Consider the following 19,256-nt stretch of genomic DNA (forward strand, 5'->3'; position numbering starts at 1 on the left):
TCTTGGGTCCTCTGGCGGATCGGCGCGATTGCAGCGGCCCGCGCGCCTTGAAACACCCCTCTGCACCCCTCCTGCCAGGATGTCGGACCAAAGCCATTCAGCCAGCGCGGGGACCGGTTATCGCGTCAATGTGAGCGAGGTCTGACACTGAGGCCATTGTTTGCAGGCTCGCGCGCTTTACACATCGCCACTCAAGGATCATTCAGAAACCACTCAGGAAGGTTGGCCATGCGGATCACCAAGCAACAGGGCGACAACGGGCTCAGACCCCCTGCCTCGCTTTCGACCCCAAACCGAACGCTGGCGATTGCAGACGCACCTGCCATGCGGGTTGATCAACCCGGCATTGGGGATCTGACATGATCGCCGTAATCTTTGAGGTCGAACCGGCAGAGGGGCGCAAGGCGGAGTATCTCGACATTGCGGCAGAGATGCGCCCGATGCTGGATCAGGTGGAGGGGTTTATCTCGGTCGAGCGGTTTCAGAGCCTGACGGATCCCAAAAAGATCCTGTCACTGTCGTTTTTCGAGGACGAGGACGCGATCGCACGGTGGCGAAACCTTGCGGCGCATCGCGGAGCACAGGCTCAGGGCCGGGATGGAGTTTTCGCAGGCTACAGGTTGCGTATCGCAGGCGTCATCCGCGATTATGGCATGTTCGACCGCGTACAAGCGCCTTCGGACAGCCGAGAGGCGCATAAGTGATCTCTGCGACAGATCATCACTGTCCCCGAGCTGCGCGCACAGCGCCCTGACGGCAATCCTGATCTGATCATGTTGCGGTGGCGGCGCGTCCTTGCGGCGCGATGCGTCACCGAGGTGGTCCGGACCGCGCCAATGCCCTCTTGAACCCGGCCTTTGGGATCGCTACCCCTGCCCTATGCGGATCATCCGGGATTATCAGTTCACCAAAGCCCAGGATCGCGGCGCCAGCGCCGCGATTGGCAATTTCGACGGTGTGCATCTGGGCCATCAGTCCGTCATTGATCTGGCGCGCAGAGCCGCACCGGATGCGCCCCTGGGCGTGCTGACATTCGAGCCGCATCCGCGTGAGTACTTCGCACCTGACAGTTCCCCTTTCCGCCTGATGAGCCCGGATGCGCGCGCCTCGCGACTGGCCAAAATGGGCGTCAAGCGCCTCTATGAGCTGAATTTCAACGCCGCGCTGGCCTCGCTCAGCCCCGAGGAGTTCGTGCGCAACGTGATCTGCGACGGGCTCGGTTTGGCCCATGTGGTTGTCGGCGCGGATTTCTGTTTCGGAAAGGGCCGGGCGGGCACAGCGAATGATCTGGTGCACTTTGGTGCCGAGTTGGGGTTTGGCGTGACCATCGCCACACTGTTGGAACGGGCCGAAGCAACCGTCTCCTCCACAGCGATCCGCACCGCGCTCAGCGAGGCACGGCCGCGCGATGCCGCGGCGATGCTGGGCCACTGGCATCGGATCGAAGGCCAGGTGATCGGAGGAGAGCAACGCGGCCGCGAATTGGGATATCCCACCGCCAACATGTCGATCGACGGGCTGCACCCACCTGCGTTCGGCGTTTATGCCGTACTGGTCGATGTGCTGGACGGGCCCCATGCGGGCAGCTATCACGGGGCCGCCTCCATGGGCGTGCGGCCAATGTTCGGAGAGAACAGGCCCAATCTGGAGACGTTTCTCTTCGATTTCTCCGGCGATCTTTATGGGGCCACCCTGTCAGTTGGTCTGGTCGATTTCCTGAGACCGGAGGAACGCTTTGACAGCCTCGATGCGCTGATCGCGCAGATGGATGCCGATTGCACGCGCGCGCGCGTGATTTTGGGCGCGCTATGACCGACCCGATCGAGCGCGACGGGCTGGCCCCCCGGTTCTGGGAGCGCAAGCCCTTTGATAAGATGACCCCGCGCGAGTGGGAGGCGCTCTGTGACGGATGCGGCAAATGCTGCCTCAACAAGCTTGAGGACGAGGACAGCGGTGAGGTGGCGTTGACAAACGTGGCCTGCCGCCTCTTTGACGACACGACCTGCCGCTGCGCCCAATATCCGATCCGCCATCAGTTCGTGCCCGACTGCATTGTGCTGCGCCCGGGCAAAATCGCCGAGAACCTCTATTGGATGCCCGAAACCTGCGCCTATCGACTGGTGTATGAAGGCAAGCGGCTGTTCGACTGGCATCCGCTGATCTCTGGCACAGCCGAGAGCGTGCACAGCGCCGGCGTATCGATGCGCAACGCGACAGTGCCAGAGTTCGACGTGCCTGAAGACGACTGGGAAGACCATATAATCGAGGAGCCCATCTGAGATGTTCTTCGCGTCCGACAATTCCGGCCCGACCCACCCGGAGGTTCTGGCAGGCCTGGCCGAAGCCAACAAAGGCTATGCAATGGCCTATGGCGCGGATGCGCTGATGGAGGAGGTTCGCACAAGAATTCGCGGAGTTTTCGAGGCCCCTGATGCGGCTGTCTTTCTGGTCGCCACCGGCACTGCCGCGAACTCCCTGGCGCTGGCGACGCTGTCCCGGCCCTTCCAGACCATTTTCTGTTCTCCCGTGGCTCATATCCACGAGGACGAGTGCAACGCCCCGGAATTCTACACCGGCGGCGCCAAGCTGACGCTGGTCGCCGACGGTGACAAGATGACGCCTGCGGCGCTTGAGGCCACCATCGCGGGCGAACAGACCCGCGGCGTGCATGGCCCGCAACGCGGCCCGGTCTCGATCACCCAGGTCACCGAGCGCGGATCGGTCTATTCCTTGCCCGAGCTCAAGGCGCTTTGCGATGTGGCCAAGAGCTTCGATCTTCCGGTCCATCTGGACGGAGCGCGGTTTGCCAATGCGATGGTCGCGCTAGAGTGCACCGCAGCCGAGATGACCTGGAAACAGGGCGTGGACGCGGTCAGCTTTGGCGGCACCAAGAACGGGCTGATGGGAGTGGAGGCCGTGATCTTCTTCGACCCTGCCCACGCGTGGGAGTTCGAGCTGCGGCGCAAACGTGGCGCGCATCTTTTCTCCAAGCACCGCTATCTCTCGGCCCAGATGGCGGCCTATCTGCGCGACGATCTCTGGCTGCGCGCGGCCCGGGCGGCAAATGCCAATGCGGCGCGGCTTGCAGAAGGGTTGCGCGCCAAGGGTGCCGACTTTCTCCATGAACCGCAGGCCAACATGATCTTTGCCGCCTTTCCCCGGGCAAAACACCGAGACCTCTTTGAGAAGGGCGCCGCGTATCATCTGTGGGGAGGGACCATTGAGGGAGATCCGGACGAAATGCTGGCCTGCCGATTGGTCTGCGACTGGTCGATCACGGCCGATCAAATCGACCAGTTCCTGGACCTCATCTGATCTGCCGTCCCGGAATGGATCCGCTCGCCCGTGCTGATGGCGGTTGCGCGTCTGAGCGAAGCTGAGCGGACCGCCGTCACCCATTTATTGCAGCAGCCCACTGATCGCAGGGCAACCCTGACGCATTGAGGTTTCAAGCAGACAGGGGAATCGGGGCCACCATTTCCGCTCAGATCGGCGCCATGGCAAAGCACCCGCGCAACAGCGGGGTCATCTGCGCCGGATGCGTGATCGGCAGCATATGCCCTGCGCCCTCGACCACATGGCTTTCGCCGCGCGGCAAGCGGCGCGCCAACCCGTCATTGATTACGCCGATCACCGGATGCGTCTTGGACCCGCGCACAAGCCGCGCGGGTGCGGTGATCGCATCCAACCCGCCAGGCAGCAAGAGCCCTGCCCGATCCTGATAAATCGCCGATCTGCACGCAGGAACCACATGAATGGCACGGGTCATTGCCGCCCGGGTCGTCTCGGGCAGATCCGGCCAGCGTGGCCCATCGCTCCACATCCTGTTGAAAAGCCGCGCGGCCAAGGCGAAATCGCCGCTTTCATACGCGTCGGAAAACGGTTTGGCGTCGGCATCGTGGGCCGTCACGGCGTCGGGATCGTCCTGTTTCGCGACCGCGAAGAATACCGGTTCAATCAGCGTCAATGAGCGCACCAGGTCCGGCCGTTCGGCGGCCAGGCGCAAGGCAACGGTTGCGCCAAAGGAATGGCCCAGAAGATCCATCGGCCTGTCAAGAAGACGATGCGCCGCCGCCGCGCAGAGATCCTGATAATCGCCCGCATCGGGCGCCCAATCCGCGCTCCGGCCATGGCTGGGCATGTCAAAGGCGTGGAGCGTAACCTCCTGCGCCATCTCGCGCGCAATGCCCCGCCAGGCACCGGAATGGGCAAGCGTACAGTGAACCGCCAAGACATCGCGCGGCCCTGCCCCCAGATGTGTGTAATGGATATGGCAAGAGGTCAGATCTTTCACCCAGAATCAGCCTTTCATGTTCGTAAGATGCGCGTCGAGGTCGTCAAGCCGGTCCTGGCCCCAAAAACGCTGATCGTCCTCGGTGATATAGAACGGCGCGCCGAAAACACCACGCTCAACCGCCTCTTCGAGGTTTGCGGCATAAGTCTCGGCACCCTGCAACAGTCCGCTATCGGCCAGCGCGGGATCAAACCCGTTGGCCGACAGGCACGCCCGGATGACCTCGTCCTGGGCGATATCCTGTTCTTCGGCCCAGCAGGCACGGGTCAGCGCGGCCACCAGCGCCCCCAGATCCCCGCCGCCCGCGTTCTGTGCGGCGATGAACGCATAAGACGACGGCGCGGGGTTGGTCGGCCAATGCGCGGGGGTGAGATTGAGCGGCATTCCGAGCTTGGCAGATTGGCGCATCAACTCCTGGGCGCGGTACGCCTGACGTGCGGGATGGCGATCCTTGGGTGGCGTACCCCCGGTACGCGCAAAGAGCGCCAGAACATCCAGAGGCTTGTATCGGATTGTGGCCCCGTGGCGCGCCGCGATCTCTTCCAGGCGGGTCCCCGCGAGATAGGTGTAGGGCGAGACTGTCGCAAAAAAGTAATCGATTTGGGTCATCGTGAGGCCTCTTCTGGGCAGGAACTTTGCGCGACGGTACTGCCGTGTTAAGCGGTGTCAACGTTACGAATCTGTCACATGGCTCCGCCGCCACCTGGGAACTCACCACATGCCACAACTGAATGAACCCAAGCTGATCGCTGGGAATGCAAACCGTCCATTGTCCGAAGCGATCGCACGCCGCATGAGCATGCATCGCGGTGTGAACGTAGGTCTGGTGGACGCGCGGGTCGAGCGGTTCAACGATGGCGAGATCTTTGTCGAAGTGTTCGAGAATGTGCGCGGCGAGGATATGTTCATCATCCAGCCCACGTCCAACCCGGCCAATGACAACCTGATGGAGCTGGTGATCATGTGTGACGCGCTGCGTCGGTCATCGGCCTCGCGCATCACTGCTGTGATCCCCTATTTCGGCTATGCACGGCAGGATCGCCGGACCAAGGCGCGCACGCCCATCACGGCAAAGCTTGTGGCCAACATGATGGTCAGCGCGGGGGTCGAGCGGGTGCTGACGATGGATCTGCATGCCGCACAGATCCAGGGGTTTTTCGATATTCCGGTGGACAACCTCTATGCGTCACCGGTCTTTGCACTGGATGTAGCCAACATGTTCCGCGACCGGATGAACCAACTCATGGTCGTTTCCCCGGATGTGGGGGGCGTGGCACGGGCACGTGAGCTGGCCAAACGGATCAATGCGCCGCTGTCGATCGTGGACAAGCGCCGCGAAAAGCCCGGTGAAGTGGCCGAAATGACGGTGATCGGCGAAGTGAAGGACAAGATCTGCCTGATCGTCGATGACATGTGCGACACGGCTGGCACGCTCTGCAAGGCGGCCGAGGTCCTGTTGGAGAATGGCGCGACCGAGGTGCATTCCTATATCAGCCATGGGGTCATGAGCGGCCCGGCGGTCGAGCGGGTGACCAATTCGGTGATGAAATCACTGGTGATCACGGACACGATCCAGCCGACCGAGGCTATTTTGGCCGCTCCAAATATTCGTGTGGTCCCCACCGCTCCGATTTTTGCACAGGCGATTCTGAACATCTGGCATGGCACGAGCGTCTCGTCGCTCTTTGAAGCCGAAACGCTCACACCGATCTACGAAAACCTTTACATCCCGAACTGATGGCGCGGATGGGCAGGCCAACCGCCCTGGCACGCATCGCGCGCAGTATGGGGATGTCGCAGGCGGTCTGGCGGCGCCATGCCAACCCCTGGTCGGTCTGGACACGGTTCACCTGCCTGCCGCTTCTGGTTCTGGCAATCTGGTCGCGCGATCTGCTGGGCTGGGCCGCGTTGATCCCGGTCGTCCTTTCCCTCCTTTGGATCTGGGCCAATCCGCGCGTCTTTCCCGAACCGGCGTCGCTGGACAGCTGGGGCGCGCGCGCCGTTTTGGGTGAACGCATCCATATCTACCGCCCAGACGATGTCGCTCCGCATCACATTTTGGCGCTCAAATGGCTGACCTGGGCGCCGCTCATCGGGGTGATCCCGCTCATTTGGGGGGTTTGGACGCTGGACCCCTTCGCCACGATCACCGGCGTGGTCCTGACCGCCCTGCCCAAGATGTGGTTCTGTGACCGCATGGTCTGGATCGCGCAGGACTGGCAAGCAGCGGGCCATCACTGGGCAGAGCTCGACGATACCGGCTAAGAGCCTCTCGGGCCGCGCGGATAGGAACGGCGGCGGCGCAGCCGCCCCTTTCCACGTCAGCAGAGCTCCCAGTCCTCGTCATCGGGCAGCTCCCCGATCGCCATCCAGGCCACGCGGATACGGGCGACCTGGCTGTCCTCCCAGGTGCGGAACAGGATCTCAAACCCGCCCTCGGTGATCTTACGGGTGCTGACATCGGCCCGGATTGACGGACCCGTGGCGATATCGAGAAGCGACATCGCCGCGTGGACCACAGGGGGCTTGCGGTATCTTTGGGAAAACTGTACCGGAACCAGCCGCTGGCGCGCACCGCGACCGGTCCACATTGCGCCGCCGTTCTCATAATCCGAAAACAGGACCAGATCCCCCTGATCCACCCCAATCAAATGACTGGCCACACGTTTCATAATCTGCTCATTCTGCCTTTTTTCAAAGCTATGGCATGTAACTTGGGCAAAATTCGGGGCAGAGGAAAGCCGATATGTGGTTTTCTTCTCAGGTGAGCGCGTTAGGCAGGGCCTGCGGTCCCTCCTCCTCCGCGCGCAGGGGCCAAGCACTGATCAAGGAGGCGGCGATGTGCGCAATGCAGTACCACCCGGCCCAGCAGGGCGATGCCCCCAGGTTGGCCGAACTGCGGGTTGCCGCGATGCGGCCCAGCCTGGAGGCCATCGGCCGGTTCGATGCCCATCGCGCAAGGCAACGCTTTCTGGACGGGTTTGATCCGTCAGAGACCTTTTTGATCATGCAGGATGACAACCTGGCGGGCTTTTTCGTGCTGCGGCTCAGGTGCGATCACCTGCGGTTGGAGCACCTCTATCTTGACCGCACATATCAAGGTCTGGGGCTCGGACGCGCCGTGATACGGCAGGCGCAATCCCAGGCAACTGATGCAGGATTGCCGTTACGCGTGACCGCGTTGCGTGACAGCCCGGCAAATGCCTTTTACCTCTCCTGCGGTTTCGCTGTAACGCTCCAAGAGACGTTCGATATTCACTATCACTGGCTCGTCCAAACGACAGACGGCCCCGTCTAGCGGGGCCGTCTGTATACACATATCCGGTCGGTGGATCACAGGGACATATGAGTCCCCAACGCCTCCATATCGGCCAGAAGCTTGACCGCATCATCAACAAGCCCGTGCGGCTGATCAGAGGATTTGGCCGCCTCAACCGCATCTCGGGCCTCGGTCACCATCGCGTCCAGATCGGCGCGGGTCATCTCACCCACGGGCACGGCCTTTTCGGCAAGGACGGAAATGCTGTCGGTGCCAATCTCGGCAAAGCCGCCAAAGACCACATACTCGCTTGTGGCGCCAGGGGCTTCGACCTTCAAAAGGCCCGGCCTCAGCGTGGTGATCAACGGGGCATGATCGGGCATCGCCGTCATGTCGCCGTCCGCACCCGGGATCTGGACCGCTGTCACCGCGAGCGAAGCGAGTCTCCGCTCGGGGCTGACAAGGTCGAACTGGATTGTATCTGCCATTAGGCTTGCTCCTTAGGCCGCGTCGGCGGCCATCCGTTCGGCTTTGGCGATCACCTCGTCGATGCCGCCAACCATATAGAAAGCGCCTTCGGGCAGGTGGTCGTATTCACCGGCCACAACCGCCTTGAACGATTTGATCGTCTCTTCGAGCGGAACCTGTACACCGTCCACGCCGGTAAACACCTTGGCCACGTCGAAGGGTTGGCTGAGGAAGCGTTGGATTTTCCGGGCCCGGGCCACGGTCAGCTTGTCCTCTTCGCTCAGCTCGTCCATGCCAAGAATGGCGATGATGTCCTGAAGCGACTTGTAGCGTTGCAGGATCCCCTGAACGTCACGCGCCACCTGGTAGTGTTCCTCGCCCAGAACCTGCGGATCCATCATCCGCGATGTGGAATCGAGCGGGTCCACCGCCGGATAGATCCCCAGCTCCGAAATCGCGCGGCTGAGAACGGTTGTCGCATCGAGGTGCGCAAACGAGGTCGCAGGCGCGGGGTCGGTCAAGTCATCCGCAGGCACGTAAACCGCCTGCACCGAGGTGATGGACCCGGCCTTGGTCGAGGTGATGCGTTCCTGCATCTGGCCCATATCGGTGGCCAGCGTCGGCTGATAGCCCACGGCAGACGGGATCCGTCCCAAAAGGGCGGACACTTCGGAACCGGCCTGGGTAAAGCGGAAGATGTTGTCCACAAAGAACAGAACATCGGTCCCGGACTGATCGCGGAACTGCTCGGCCAGGGTCAGACCGGTCAGCGCAACCCGCATCCGCGCCCCGGGAGGTTCGTTCATCTGGCCGTAAACCAGCGCCACTTTGGATTCTTCGAGGTTCTCGGGGTTGATCACGCCGCCTTCGATCATCTCGTAATACAGGTCGTTGCCTTCGCGGGTCCGCTCACCCACACCGGCGAACACCGAAAAGCCCGAATGCACCTTGGCGATGTTGTTGATCAGTTCCTGAATAAGAACCGTCTTACCCACACCGGCACCGCCGAACAGGCCGATTTTACCGCCCTTGGCATAAGGTGCGAGCAGGTCCACAACCTTGATACCGGTCACCAGCACTTCAGACGTTGTGGCCTGTTCGGCGAATTCAGGCGCGTCCTGGTGGATCGCACGAGTGCCCTCGGCGGCCACGGGACCTTTTTCGTCGATGGGCTCACCCACCACATTGATGATCCGGCCCAGTGTCGCATTGCCCACCGGCACGGCGATGGCAGCCCCTGTGTCGGTCACGTCCTGACCGCGCACCAAGCCTTCTGTCGCGTCCATCGCAATGGCCCGCACGGTTTTCTCGCCCAAATGCTGGGCCACTTCCAAAACCAGCCTTTTGCCGTTGTTGTCGGTGGTCAGTGCGTTCAGGATCGCAGGCAGCTCGCCATCGAACTGCACATCCACGACCGCGCCGATGATCTGTGTGACTTTGCCTATTGCATTGGCCATGTTTCGTCTCCGGTTCTCGGTTACAGCGCCTCAGCGCCGGAAATAATTTCAATCAGCTCGTTGGTGATCACAGCCTGACGCGAGCGGTTGTACTGGATGGTCAGCTTGTCGATCATCTCGCCCGCGTTGCGGGTGGCATTGTCCATGGCGGACATCCGCGCGCCCTGTTCGGATGCGCCGTTCTCCAACAGACCGGAAAAGATCTGCGTCGCGACACCGCGCGGCAGAAGATCGGCGAGGATCGCCTCTTCGTCCGGCTCGTAATCATAGAGCGTGGCAGCCCCCTCATCGCCGGTTGCCTCGAACGAAGCCGGAATGATCTGCTGCGCCTGGGGCGTTTGTGTGACCACATTGACGAAGGTCGCAAAAAACAGGGTCGCGACGTCAAACTCACCCGCGTCAAAGCGGGCCAGAACGTCCTTTGCGATGCCTTGGGCATCGGCATATCCCACGCGCTTGACCTCTGTCAGGTCCACATGCCCAACGAACATATCGCTGTACTCACGCTTGAGCTGGTCACGGCCTTTCCTGCCGACCGTCAGAATTTTGACGGTTTTGCCCGCCGCTTGCAGCTCCTGTGCGTGGGCGCGGGCCTTTTTGACGATATTGGTGTTGAATCCACCGCAAAGACCCCGCTCGGACGTCATCACGACCAGCAGATGAGTTTTGTCATTGCCCGTCCCGATCAGCAGCTTGGGCGCGCTGTCCGAGCCTCCGACAGAGGCCGCGAGCCCAGCCATCACCGCGTTAAAGCGTTCGGTATAGGGGCGCGCCTGCTCGGCGGCGTCCTGTGCCCGCCGCAGTTTCGCGGCGGCCACCATCTGCATGGCCTTGGTGATCTTGCGGGTCGATTTGACCGACTCGATCCGGTTCTTGAGATCCTTGAGACTTGGCATTGCCGTATCTCTCCTTACGCGAAGGTCGCTGCAAACTCGTCAAGCGGCGCTTTGAGCTTGTCGGCGGCATCGCCCTTGATCTTGGGATCCTCGTTGGTGATCCAGTCGAGGATGTCTTGATGGTTGGATCGCATATGGGCCAGCAGACCGGCTTCGTAGCGCCCCACGTCCTTGACATCGATCTTGTCGAGATAGCCGTTGGTCCCGGCAAAGATCACCACGACGATTTCCGCGTTGGTGAGCGGCGAATACTGCGGCTGCTTCATCAGTTCGGTCAGGCGCGCGCCTCGATTGAGCAACTGTTGGGTTGCTGCATCCAGGTCGGACCCGAACTGCGCAAAAGCGGCCATTTCACGGTACTGCGCGAGGCTCAGCTTCACCGGGCCCGCCACCGAGGACATGGCGCTGGTTTGTGCAGATGAGCCCACCCGGCTCACTGACAGGCCGGTGTTCACCGCCGGGCGGATGCCCTGATAGAACAGCTCGGTCTCCAGGAAGATCTGGCCATCGGTGATCGAGATCACGTTGGTCGGGATAAAGGCCGACACGTCGCCGCCCTGGGTTTCGATGATCGGCAGCGCCGTCAGAGAGCCCGCGCCGAAATCCTCGTTCAGCTTGGCCGAGCGCTCCAGCAGGCGGGAGTGCAGATAGAACACATCACCGGGATAGGCTTCGCGGCCCGGCGGGCGGCGCAGCAGAAGCGACATCTGACGATAGGACACCGCCTGTTTGCTGAGGTCATCATAGATGATCAGCGCGTGCTTGCCGTTGTCGCGGAAATACTCCGCCATGGCGGTCGCGGCATAGGGTGCCAGGAACTGCATCGGCGCCGGTTCGGACGCGGTCGCGGCCACGATGATCGAGTAATCAATCGCACCGCTCTCTTCGAGCTTTTTCACCAGCTGGGCCACGGTCGACCGCTTCTGGCCCACCGCCACGTAGATGCAGTAGAGCTTCTTGCTCTCGTCATCGCCCGCAGCGTCGTTATAGGATTTCTGGTTCAGGATCGTGTCGAGCGCCACGGCGGTCTTGCCGGTCTGGCGGTCGCCAATGATCAGTTCACGCTGGCCGCGGCCGATCGGGATCATCGCGTCGACCGATTTCAGGCCGGTGGCCATCGGCTCATGTACCGATTTACGCGGGATGATACCGGGGGCCTTGACGTCGGCCACGCGGCGCTCGGACGCCTCAATGGCCCCCTTTCCGTCCAGCGGGTTACCCAGGGCGTCCACCACGCGACCCAAAAGCGCGTCACCGGCGGGCACGTCCACGATCGAGTTGGTGCGCTTGACTGTATCGCCTTCTTTGATATCGCGGTCCGATCCGAAGATCACGACACCGACATTGTCGGATTCGAGGTTCAGCGCCATGCCCATGACATTGCCCGGAAACTCTACCATTTCACCGGCTTGCACATTGTCGAGGCCGTAGACCCGGGCGATCCCGTCACCGACGCTGAGCACGCGGCCCACTTCGGCGACTTCGGCGTCCTGACCAAAGTTCTTGATCTGGTCCTTCAGGATCGCAGAAATTTCTGCAGCTTGGATACCCATTTATCCGACCTCTTTCATTACATTCTGGAGGGAGTTGAGCTTGGCCGCGATCGAGGTGTCGATCATTTTCGAGCCCACTTTAACGATCAGACCGCCGATGAGCGTTTCATCGACGTTCGCTTGAATAGTGATTTTCTTGCCGAACGTCTCAGCCAGCGTCTTGGCAAGTTTGTCCGACTGTGTCTTGGTCAGAGCCTTGGCGCTGATGACCTCTGCCGTCACTTCGCCGCGATGCTCCGCGATCTTTGCGCGCAGGGCGGTGATCAGCTGCGGCAGCACGAAAAGGCGGCGCTTTTCCGACATCAGACCCAATGTGTTCTTGAGGATCGGCAGCAGGCCCATCTTGTCCGCAATCGCCATCATGACGGCACTTTGCTCGGCGCGCGACAGGACCGGAGAGGCGATCACCTCGCGCAGTTCGGCGCTGTCATCCAGAGTGGCGGCCAGATCGGTCAGGCTGGCCTCAAGACCGTCAAGGTCGTTGGTCTCGTGCGCGATTTCGAAAATCGCAGTGGCATACCTTGCGGCTATGCCTTCTGAAATCGAAGCTGGTTCGGACACGTCCACCCTTCCGATTGTCTGGCCCCGGCGTGTTCTGCCAGGGGGTGTGAAACGGCCCGAGCGATTGCCCGGGCGTCAAAATCAGGGAGCATGTAGCAGAGGGTTTGCAGCCTCGCAACAAGGTATAGCGTTAACGGAAAAAGCCACAAATCATGCGGTTTCAGACACTTAGCCTGAGTGCGACCGTTTGCGCGCTTAAATACCGACGAAATACTGCATTTTTTCGGTCGGTTTTAACGATTCCTTGCGCGATTTATGCGCAATCGCGCGGCTCAGACCGGTTTTGCGACAGGTTTAGACAGCCCTTCCAATACTTCCATCGGCCGAGACACCTCCCGGCCCACCGGGGTGCCGCGGCGGTCATGAACGTGTTTGCTGACCTCGATCACGAACACGCCACCCGCGAGGATGGTCGGGATGCGCTGGCCCATGCGCTCCATCAGCGGGCCGGATTTCATCCAGAACCGCCGGGTCGAGGGCACCTGATACAGAACCGACATGTGCCGCTCGATGGCGAAATGGTGCTTCCTGAGCTGGTTTTCGACCTGTCCCAGCGTATAAGGACGTCCGAACCCAAAGGGCGTCTTATCGCTGCGCGACCACAGCCCCGCGCGATTGGGCACGATAAAAACCGCCTTGCCCCCCGGCCCCAGCGCGCGCCGACATTCATCCAGAACCAGGGAAGGTTGTTCGGAGGTCTCCAGCCCGTGCATGACCACCAATCGGTCCACATGCCCCGTCTCGATGGGCCAGGCTGTCTCCTCCATCAGAACCGACACGTTGGGCAGGTTCGCGGGCCATCGCATCACCCCCTGGGGGCCCGGCATCAGCGCCATCACGCGCCGCGCATCCGCCAGAAACGGACGCAGGAGCGGCACGGCAAAGCCGAAGCCCGCAACGGTCTGCCCTTTGACATCCGGCCACATTTCGACCAGCCGCGATTGCAGTATGCCCTGCGCGGCGCGGCCCAGCGTGCTGCGGTAATAGAAGTTACGAAGATCCTGCACATCAAGATGCATTGCGGGCGCCCAAAGGATCGGCCAAGTTGGCCGGGAAACACGCGCCCAGTCTAACAACGAAAAGGCGAAAGACCATGCCCCTTGAGATCGTGACCATCCCCTGTTTGTCCGACAATTACGCCTTTCTCGCCCATGATGCGGCCAGCGGCGAGACGGCGGTGATCGACATACCCGAAGCGGCGCCGATTCTCGACGCGCTCAAGGCGCGGGGCTGGGAACTGAGCCACATTCTGATCACCCATCACCACTGGGATCATATCGGCGGCGTGAATGAGGTTTTGGCCGCCTATCCCGGCGCCCGGGTGGTTGGCGCCAAGGCGGATTACGGGCGCCTGCCGCCGCTGCATCAGGCGGTTGAGGAGGGAGACAGTGTTGTCATCGGGGATGAGGTGGGGACGGTGATCGACGTCTCAGGCCATACAGTGGGGCACATCGCCTATCACTTTCCCGAAACAGGTGCGGTCTTTACCGCCGACAGCCTGATGGCGCTGGGATGCGGACGCGTTTTTGAGGGCACAAAGCCCCAGATGTGGGACAGCCTGTCGAAACTGGCCGCATTGCCGCCCGAGACGTTGGTCTGTTCGGGTCACGAATACACCCAGGCCAATGGCCGGTTCGCGATCACCATTGAACCGGACAACCCAGCGCTTATATCGCGTATCGAAGCGATTGATGCCGCGCGCGCCGCCGGAGAGCCGACAGTTCCCTCGCGTCTGTCGCTTGAACTCGACACCAACCCCTTTTTGCGGGCGAACGTGGCGTCCATTCAGCGCCAGTTGAACATGCAGGGCGCAGATCCGGTTGATGTCTTTGCCGAAATTCGGACCCGAAAGGACAGTTTCTAGGACCAATAACCGTGCTGGATAATAACGCACTGTCACAACAGGTCCGAGAAATGTGACCCCGAGAGGTCAGAAAACACTTGAAGCGGACCGGGGATAAACCAAACTCTAACCTATAAGGTCAAAGATGGTCCCGGGCTGCGGCCTTACCCCCTGACCCAGGGGCCCAGACAGAAGGAGCACCTCACGTGCCTTCATTCTCGAATACACTAGAGCAGGCGATTCATGCGGCATTGGCGCTGGCCAATGAACGCAGGCATGAGTTTGCAACGCTGGAGCATCTGTTGCTGGCGTTGCTGGATGAACCGGATGCGACGCGGGTGATGAAGGCCTGCAATGTCGACACCGACGAGCTGCGCAGCACGCTGGTCGAATTCGTCGATGAGGATCTGTCGAACCTGGTGACGGATATCGACGGCTCGGAAGCGGTGCCCACAGCGGCCTTCCAGCGTGTCATTCAGCGCGCCGCGATCCACGTTCAATCCTCTGGCCGGACCGAAGTGACCGGTGCCAACGTGCTGGTTGCGATCTTTGCCGAGCGCGAGAGCAACGCCGCCTATTTTCTGCAGGAACAGGACATGACCCGCTATGACGCGGTCAATTTCATCGCTCACGGAGTGGCCAAGAATCCCGCTTATGGCGAAAGCCGCCCCGTCAGCGGCTCGCAAGAAAACGAAGAGGAAGCAGGCGCACCCCAAGGCGAGGCTGTCGAGCAGAAAGAGAGCGCGCTTGGCAAATACTGCGTCGATCTGAACGCCAAATCGCGTGAAGGCGACGTCGATCCGCTGATCGGCCGCGATGCGGAGGTTGAGCGCTGCATCCAGGTGCTGTGCCGCCGTCGCAAGAACAACCCCTTGTTGGTAGGCGACCCTGGAGTGGGCAAGACTGCCATTGCCGAAGGGCTTGCGCGCAAGATCATTCAGGGCGAAACACCCGAGGTTCTGTCCAACACCACGATCTACTCGCTGGATATGGGCGCGCTTTTGGCCGGTACTCGCTATCGCGGCGATTTCGAGGAACGGCTGAAAGCGGTCGTGACCGAGCTTGAGGAACACCCCGACGCGGTGTTGTTCATCGACGAAATCCACACGGTGATCGGTGCCGGCGCGACATCGGGCGGTGCAATGGATGCTTCCAATCTGCTCAAACCCGCGTTGCAGGGTGGCAAGCTGCGCACCATGGGCTCGACCACCTACAAGGAGTTTCGTCAACATTTCGAGAAGGATCGCGCGCTAAGCCGCCGGTTCCAGAAAATCGACGTGTCAGAGCCTTCGGTGGATGACAGCGTGAAGATCCTCAAGGGTCTCAAGCCTTACTTTGAAGATCACCATTCGGTCAAATACACCGCCGACGCGATCAAGACCGCGGTGGAGCTGTCGGCGCGTTACATCAACGACCGCAAACTGCCCGACAAGGCTATCGACGTGATCGACGAGGCCGGTGCCGCGCAGCATCTGGTTGCCGAAAGCAAGCGCCGCAAGACCATCGGCACCAAGGAGATCGAGGCCGTGGTGGCCAAGATCGCCCGCATCCCGCCCAAAAACGTCTCCAAGGACGATGCCGAGGTGCTCAAGGATCTGGAGGCCAGCCTCAAACGCGTGGTATTCGGTCAGGACAAGGCGATCGAGGCCCTGTCGAGCGCGATCAAACTGGCGCGCGCGGGCCTGCGGGAGCCTGAGAAGCCCATCGGAAATTACCTCTTTGCAGGCCCCACCGGCGTCGGCAAAACCGAAGTGGCGCGCCAATTGGCCGACACGCTGGGCGTCGAACTGCTGCGGTTCGACATGTCGGAATACATGGAAAAACACGCTGTCTCGCGCCTGATCGGCGCCCCTCCCGGATATGTGGGATTTGACCAAGGCGGCATGCTGACCGATGGTGTGGACCAGCATCCCCATTGCGTGCTGCTGCTCGATGAGATCGAAAAAGCGCATCCTGATGTCTATAACATCCTGTTGCAGGTGATGGATCATGGCAAGCTGACCGATCACAATGGCCGAACGGTGGATTTCCGCAACGTGGTGCTGATCATGACCTCGAACGCGGGCGCCACCGAACAGGCCAAGGAAGCCATCGGTTTTGGTCGTGACCGACGCGAAGGCGAGGATACCGCAGCGATCGAGCGCCAGTTCACCCCGGAATTCCGCAACCGTCTGGACGCGGTGATCTCCTTCGGGGCGCTGCCCAAGGATGTCATCCTGCAAGTGGTCGAGAAATTCGTCATGCAGCTTGAGGCGCAATTGATGGATCGCGGCGTCAGCATCGAGTTGACCCGCCCCGCCGCCGAATGGCTGGCCGACAAGGGCTATGACGACAAGATGGGCGCGCGCCCGCTGGGTCGTGTCATTCAGGAGCACATCAAAAAACCGCTGGCCGAAGAATTGCTCTTTGGCAAACTCGCCAAAGGGGGCTTGGTCAAGGTGGGCATCAAAGACGGCGCGCTCGATCTTCGGATCGAAGGGCCACAGAACCCCCGTCTCTCAGGGAACAAACCGCCGTTGCTGACCGCGGATTGATGCGACTGCTGATCGTTGCAGTGATTTCCGCCGCGGGCCCCCTCGCGGCGGACCCTTTTCTGGACCTGCCCATCGACTGCGAACTGGGCAAGACCTGCTTTATCGAAGACTTTGTCGACACTGCACCGCAACAGGGGCAATCCGCAGATTACACCTGTGGCCTCAACACCCGCGACGGCCACCGCGGAACCGATTTCGCACTGCTCAGCTTCGAGACGATCCAGCAAGGTGTCGCGGTCCTTGCTGCCGCTGGTGGTACCGTTCTGCGCGTCCGCGACAGCATGCCCGACGACCGCCTGATGCCTGACGTCAACGACAGCAACGCCTGCGGCAACGCCGTTCTGATCGCGCATGAGAACGGATATGAGACGCTTTATTGCCACCTCCGCCTTGGCTCGGTGCGCGTGGCGCCTGGGGATCCGGTTCAGGCCGGTGATCCGCTGGGCTATGTCGGACTGTCGGGGCGGACGACCCATCCACATCTCCATCTGAGCGTCCTGAAAGACGGTCTGACAGTGGATCCGTTCCAACCGGACACGGTGCAGACCTGCGGCACCGGCTCCACATCTCTTTGGAACGACACGCCGATCTATCACCAACCGATCCTGCGGCTCGCGGGGTTTTCAGACGCGGTGCCAAGTTACGATAGTCTGCGCGACGGCAGCGCCCGGCTCAACACAATCGGGACCGACCAGCCGCTTGTCGTCTATGCCGAAGCCGGTTTCACGCAGACAGGCGATCTGATCACCATCCGTGCGAGCGGCCCCGGGGGTGAGGTTTTTCGCGATACACGAAAGATGACCAACCCCCGGCTCAGTCAGCTTCCCGCGTTCGGACGGCGCGCCCCGCCAGGTGGCTGGCCTGCGGGGGACTACCAAGGTCAGATCACCCTGACCCGGGGTGGCATCGTTATCGCAAACCGCTTCGCCCATGTGCGCGTGGAAAACTGAACCCAAGCGGGGCGCACATTGCACAGCTCAGGCGCCCGAAAGGCTCGACATCCGGATAACGTACAAAGTCTTTCGCACATTTGACCATGACGGAGGTTCCTTTCAGACTGGCTGAGAGGAGCAGAGAATGGATGAAACAGAGAAGCCCAAACCGATGGGGCAAGTGATACAGATCGACGAGGCGCGCATTCGTGATCACCTCGGAGAGATGGTGCGCGGCACCTTTGAGGAAGACCTGAACGCGATGCTGACCGGCTTTGCGGCGCGAGCAAGTACGAACGCACCGCAGGCCGCAAGGACACGCGGGCAGGCAGTTACGAGCGGTCGCTGGACACCAAGGCCGGGCCGGTGAAGCTGAGAAGATGCCCAAGCTGCGCAAGCAGACCTTCGAGACGGCCATCATTGAGCGATACCAGCGCCGCGAAAGCTCGGTCGAAGAGGCTTTAATCGAGATGTACCTGGCGGGCGTATCAGTGCGCCGCGTGGAGGACATCACCGAAGCCTTGTGGGGCACGCGCGTAAGCCCTGGCACTGTGAGTCATCTCAACAAGAAGATCTACGCCAAGATCGATGACTGGCGGCAGCGGCCGATCGAGGGCAACCACCCCTACGTCTTCCTGGATGGGATCGTTATGAAGCGGTCGTGGGCAGGCGAGGTGCGCAACGAGTCCTTGCTTGTTGCCATTGGCGTCACAACGGAGGGCTACCGCGAGATCCTGGGTATCATGGAAGGTCCCAAGGAAGACAAGTCTGGCTGGTGCAGCTTCCTGCATCACCTGGCTGACCGGGGTCTCACCGGTGTGCAGTTGATGATCGTTTCAGATGCTTGTCGCGGCCTTGTGGAGAGCACCGCAGAGGTCATTCCCGACGCCCAGTGGCAACGCTGCGTCGTGCACTTCTACCGAAACGTCTTCAGCCTGGTCCCGTCGGGCAAAGTGCGGGACGTGACTGGGATGCTGAAGGCGATCCATGCACAGGAAGACCGCAAGGCAGTAGCGGAGAAGATGAAGGCCGTGATCGGCGACCTGCGCGCAATGAAGCTGAACAAGGCGGCGGAGCTGCTCGAAGAGAACGGCCACGAGACGCTGACATACTATGGCTTCCCGGACAGCCATTGGATCAAACTCAGAACGAACAACCCACTGGAGCGCATCATGCGCGAGATCAGAAGGCGCACCAGAGTGGTGGGCGCATTCCCAGACGGGAAGTCCTGCCTCAACCTGGCCGCTGCCCGTTTGCGCCACATCGCCGGAACGCAGTGGTCCGCCCGAAAGTACATGTACATGGCACCGCTATTCGCGGATCAAACCCAACGAGCCGACGTCGCGTGAAAAAAAGTGCGAAAGACCTTTGACACTACTGGCATCCGCAACGATATTGCACAAACTCGCATCTTCTTCTCGCTCATAAATACGCAACACGACGCGACCCTCAGGCGGAA

General features: G+C 61.2%; 19 protein-coding genes and 1 pseudogene. 11 read left to right on the forward strand and 9 right to left on the reverse strand.

Annotated features, from left to right (window positions below; genetic code table 11):
- Window positions 1-359 precede the first annotated feature (359 nt).
- The 4 genes from HEP69_RS15975 to HEP69_RS15990 all read left to right on the forward strand — a co-directional run bounded on the left by HEP69_RS15975 (window position 360) and on the right by HEP69_RS15990 (window position 3,315).
- Window positions 360-704: an antibiotic biosynthesis monooxygenase gene (locus HEP69_RS15975; protein ID WP_290559524.1), complete on the forward strand. Its 345-nt coding sequence runs from the start codon at window positions 360-362 to the stop codon at window positions 702-704.
- Window positions 705-879: 175 nt separating this feature from the next.
- Window positions 880-1,812, forward strand: coding sequence for a bifunctional riboflavin kinase/FAD synthetase (locus HEP69_RS15980; protein ID WP_290559525.1), 933 nt, complete (start codon window positions 880-882; stop codon window positions 1,810-1,812).
- Window positions 1,809-2,279, forward strand: a complete 471-nt coding sequence (locus HEP69_RS15985) for a YcgN family cysteine cluster protein (protein ID WP_290559526.1) — start codon at window positions 1,809-1,811, stop codon at window positions 2,277-2,279. Before HEP69_RS15980 ends, HEP69_RS15985 begins: the two co-directional genes overlap by 4 nt.
- Window position 2,280: 1 nt before the next feature.
- Complete coding sequence (locus HEP69_RS15990; protein WP_290559527.1) at window positions 2,281-3,315, forward strand: beta-eliminating lyase-related protein; 1,035 nt, start codon at window positions 2,281-2,283, stop codon at window positions 3,313-3,315.
- Between the two features lie 169 nt (window positions 3,316-3,484).
- On the opposite strand, the gene HEP69_RS15995 is transcribed toward HEP69_RS15990, so the two are convergent.
- Both HEP69_RS15995 and HEP69_RS16000 read right to left on the reverse strand, forming a co-directional pair.
- Window positions 3,485-4,294 (reverse strand): alpha/beta hydrolase, encoded by an 810-nt coding sequence (locus HEP69_RS15995; protein ID WP_290559528.1) that lies wholly within the window; start codon window positions 4,292-4,294, stop codon window positions 3,485-3,487.
- Window positions 4,295-4,300: 6 nt separating this feature from the next.
- A complete protein-coding gene (locus HEP69_RS16000; protein WP_290559529.1) occupies window positions 4,301-4,903 on the reverse strand; it encodes a 2-hydroxychromene-2-carboxylate isomerase in 603 nt (200 codons plus the stop codon).
- A 109-nt stretch (window positions 4,904-5,012) separates the two neighbouring features.
- On the opposite strand from HEP69_RS16000, the gene HEP69_RS16005 reads away from it, so the two are divergent.
- Window positions 5,013-6,032, forward strand: a complete 1,020-nt coding sequence (locus HEP69_RS16005) for a ribose-phosphate pyrophosphokinase (protein WP_290559530.1) — start codon at window positions 5,013-5,015, stop codon at window positions 6,030-6,032.
- A gap of 8 nt (window positions 6,033-6,040) precedes the next feature.
- Window positions 6,041-6,559 carry a DUF6653 family protein gene (locus HEP69_RS16010; protein WP_290559531.1) on the forward strand — a complete coding sequence of 173 codons (519 nt, stop codon included), beginning with the start codon at window positions 6,041-6,043 and terminating at the stop codon, window positions 6,557-6,559.
- A gap of 56 nt (window positions 6,560-6,615) precedes the next feature.
- On the opposite strand, the gene HEP69_RS16015 is transcribed toward HEP69_RS16010, so the two are convergent.
- Window positions 6,616-6,966, reverse strand: coding sequence for an H-type lectin domain-containing protein (locus HEP69_RS16015; RefSeq protein WP_290559532.1), 351 nt, complete (start codon window positions 6,964-6,966; stop codon window positions 6,616-6,618).
- A 167-nt stretch (window positions 6,967-7,133) separates the two neighbouring features.
- On the opposite strand from HEP69_RS16015, the gene HEP69_RS16020 reads away from it, so the two are divergent.
- Entirely contained in the window at window positions 7,134-7,592 is a 459-nt protein-coding gene (locus HEP69_RS16020) for a GNAT family N-acetyltransferase (protein ID WP_290559533.1), read from the forward strand.
- Between the two features lie 35 nt (window positions 7,593-7,627).
- On the opposite strand, the gene HEP69_RS16025 is transcribed toward HEP69_RS16020, so the two are convergent.
- The 6 genes from HEP69_RS16025 to HEP69_RS16050 form a co-directional block, all read right to left on the reverse strand.
- Window positions 7,628-8,041, reverse strand: a complete 414-nt coding sequence (locus tag HEP69_RS16025; protein WP_290559534.1) for a F0F1 ATP synthase subunit epsilon — start codon at window positions 8,039-8,041, stop codon at window positions 7,628-7,630.
- 12 nt (window positions 8,042-8,053) lie between these two features.
- Window positions 8,054-9,478 (reverse strand): F0F1 ATP synthase subunit beta, encoded by a 1,425-nt coding sequence (gene atpD, locus HEP69_RS16030; RefSeq protein WP_290559535.1) that lies wholly within the window; start codon window positions 9,476-9,478, stop codon window positions 8,054-8,056.
- Window positions 9,479-9,498: 20 nt separating this feature from the next.
- Window positions 9,499-10,374 carry a F0F1 ATP synthase subunit gamma gene (locus HEP69_RS16035; RefSeq protein WP_290559536.1) on the reverse strand — a complete coding sequence of 292 codons (876 nt, stop codon included), beginning with the start codon at window positions 10,372-10,374 and terminating at the stop codon, window positions 9,499-9,501.
- Between the two features lie 14 nt (window positions 10,375-10,388).
- Window positions 10,389-11,927: a F0F1 ATP synthase subunit alpha gene (atpA, locus tag HEP69_RS16040; protein WP_290559537.1), complete on the reverse strand. Its 1,539-nt coding sequence runs from the start codon at window positions 11,925-11,927 to the stop codon at window positions 10,389-10,391.
- Complete coding sequence (locus HEP69_RS16045) at window positions 11,928-12,488, reverse strand: F0F1 ATP synthase subunit delta (protein ID WP_290559538.1); 561 nt, start codon at window positions 12,486-12,488, stop codon at window positions 11,928-11,930. It lies immediately after the preceding gene.
- A 272-nt stretch (window positions 12,489-12,760) separates the two neighbouring features.
- Window positions 12,761-13,507 carry a methyltransferase domain-containing protein gene (locus tag HEP69_RS16050; protein WP_290559539.1) on the reverse strand — a complete coding sequence of 249 codons (747 nt, stop codon included), beginning with the start codon at window positions 13,505-13,507 and terminating at the stop codon, window positions 12,761-12,763.
- A 74-nt stretch (window positions 13,508-13,581) separates the two neighbouring features.
- On the opposite strand from HEP69_RS16050, the gene gloB reads away from it, so the two are divergent.
- The 4 genes and pseudogenes from gloB to HEP69_RS16070 all read left to right on the forward strand — a co-directional run bounded on the left by gloB (window position 13,582) and on the right by HEP69_RS16070 (window position 19,146).
- Complete coding sequence (gene gloB / locus HEP69_RS16055; protein ID WP_290559540.1) at window positions 13,582-14,352, forward strand: hydroxyacylglutathione hydrolase; 771 nt, start codon at window positions 13,582-13,584, stop codon at window positions 14,350-14,352.
- Window positions 14,353-14,537: 185 nt separating this feature from the next.
- A complete protein-coding gene (gene clpA / locus HEP69_RS16060; protein ID WP_290559541.1) occupies window positions 14,538-16,865 on the forward strand; it encodes an ATP-dependent Clp protease ATP-binding subunit ClpA in 2,328 nt (775 codons plus the stop codon).
- A complete protein-coding gene (locus tag HEP69_RS16065; RefSeq protein WP_290559542.1) occupies window positions 16,865-17,815 on the forward strand; it encodes a M23 family metallopeptidase in 951 nt (316 codons plus the stop codon). Before clpA ends, HEP69_RS16065 begins: the two co-directional genes overlap by 1 nt.
- A 154-nt stretch (window positions 17,816-17,969) precedes the next feature.
- A pseudogene (locus HEP69_RS16070) lies at window positions 17,970-19,146 on the forward strand (IS256 family transposase).
- Window positions 19,147-19,256 lie beyond the last annotated feature (110 nt).

Source organism: Aestuariivita sp. (assembly GCF_021404545.1).
Classification (GTDB): Bacteria; Pseudomonadota; Alphaproteobacteria; order Rhodobacterales; family Rhodobacteraceae; genus Aestuariivita.

Coding starts and splice junctions, on each gene's coding strand:
- HEP69_RS15975 (WP_290559524.1), top strand. CDS start 360: ATGATCGCCGTAATCTTTGAGGTCGAACCGGCAGAGGGGCGCAAGGCG.
- HEP69_RS15985 (WP_290559526.1), top strand. CDS start 1,809: ATGACCGACCCGATCGAGCGCGACGGGCTGGCCCCCCGGTTCTGGGAG.
- HEP69_RS16010 (WP_290559531.1), top strand. CDS start 6,041: ATGGGCAGGCCAACCGCCCTGGCACGCATCGCGCGCAGTATGGGGATG.
- HEP69_RS16050 (WP_290559539.1), bottom strand. CDS start 13,507: ATGCATCTTGATGTGCAGGATCTTCGTAACTTCTATTACCGCAGCACG.
- atpA (WP_290559537.1), bottom strand. CDS start 11,927: ATGGGTATCCAAGCTGCAGAAATTTCTGCGATCCTGAAGGACCAGATC.
- HEP69_RS15990 (WP_290559527.1), top strand. CDS start 2,281: ATGTTCTTCGCGTCCGACAATTCCGGCCCGACCCACCCGGAGGTTCTG.
- HEP69_RS16035 (WP_290559536.1), bottom strand. CDS start 10,374: ATGCCAAGTCTCAAGGATCTCAAGAACCGGATCGAGTCGGTCAAATCG.
- atpD (WP_290559535.1), bottom strand. CDS start 9,478: ATGGCCAATGCAATAGGCAAAGTCACACAGATCATCGGCGCGGTCGTG.
- gloB (WP_290559540.1), top strand. CDS start 13,582: ATGCCCCTTGAGATCGTGACCATCCCCTGTTTGTCCGACAATTACGCC.
- HEP69_RS16000 (WP_290559529.1), bottom strand. CDS start 4,903: ATGACCCAAATCGATTACTTTTTTGCGACAGTCTCGCCCTACACCTAT.
- HEP69_RS16020 (WP_290559533.1), top strand. CDS start 7,134: ATGTGCGCAATGCAGTACCACCCGGCCCAGCAGGGCGATGCCCCCAGG.
- HEP69_RS16025 (WP_290559534.1), bottom strand. CDS start 8,041: ATGGCAGATACAATCCAGTTCGACCTTGTCAGCCCCGAGCGGAGACTC.
- HEP69_RS15980 (WP_290559525.1), top strand. CDS start 880: ATGCGGATCATCCGGGATTATCAGTTCACCAAAGCCCAGGATCGCGGC.
- HEP69_RS16005 (WP_290559530.1), top strand. CDS start 5,013: ATGCCACAACTGAATGAACCCAAGCTGATCGCTGGGAATGCAAACCGT.
- HEP69_RS16065 (WP_290559542.1), top strand. CDS start 16,865: ATGCGACTGCTGATCGTTGCAGTGATTTCCGCCGCGGGCCCCCTCGCG.
- HEP69_RS16015 (WP_290559532.1), bottom strand. CDS start 6,966: ATGAAACGTGTGGCCAGTCATTTGATTGGGGTGGATCAGGGGGATCTG.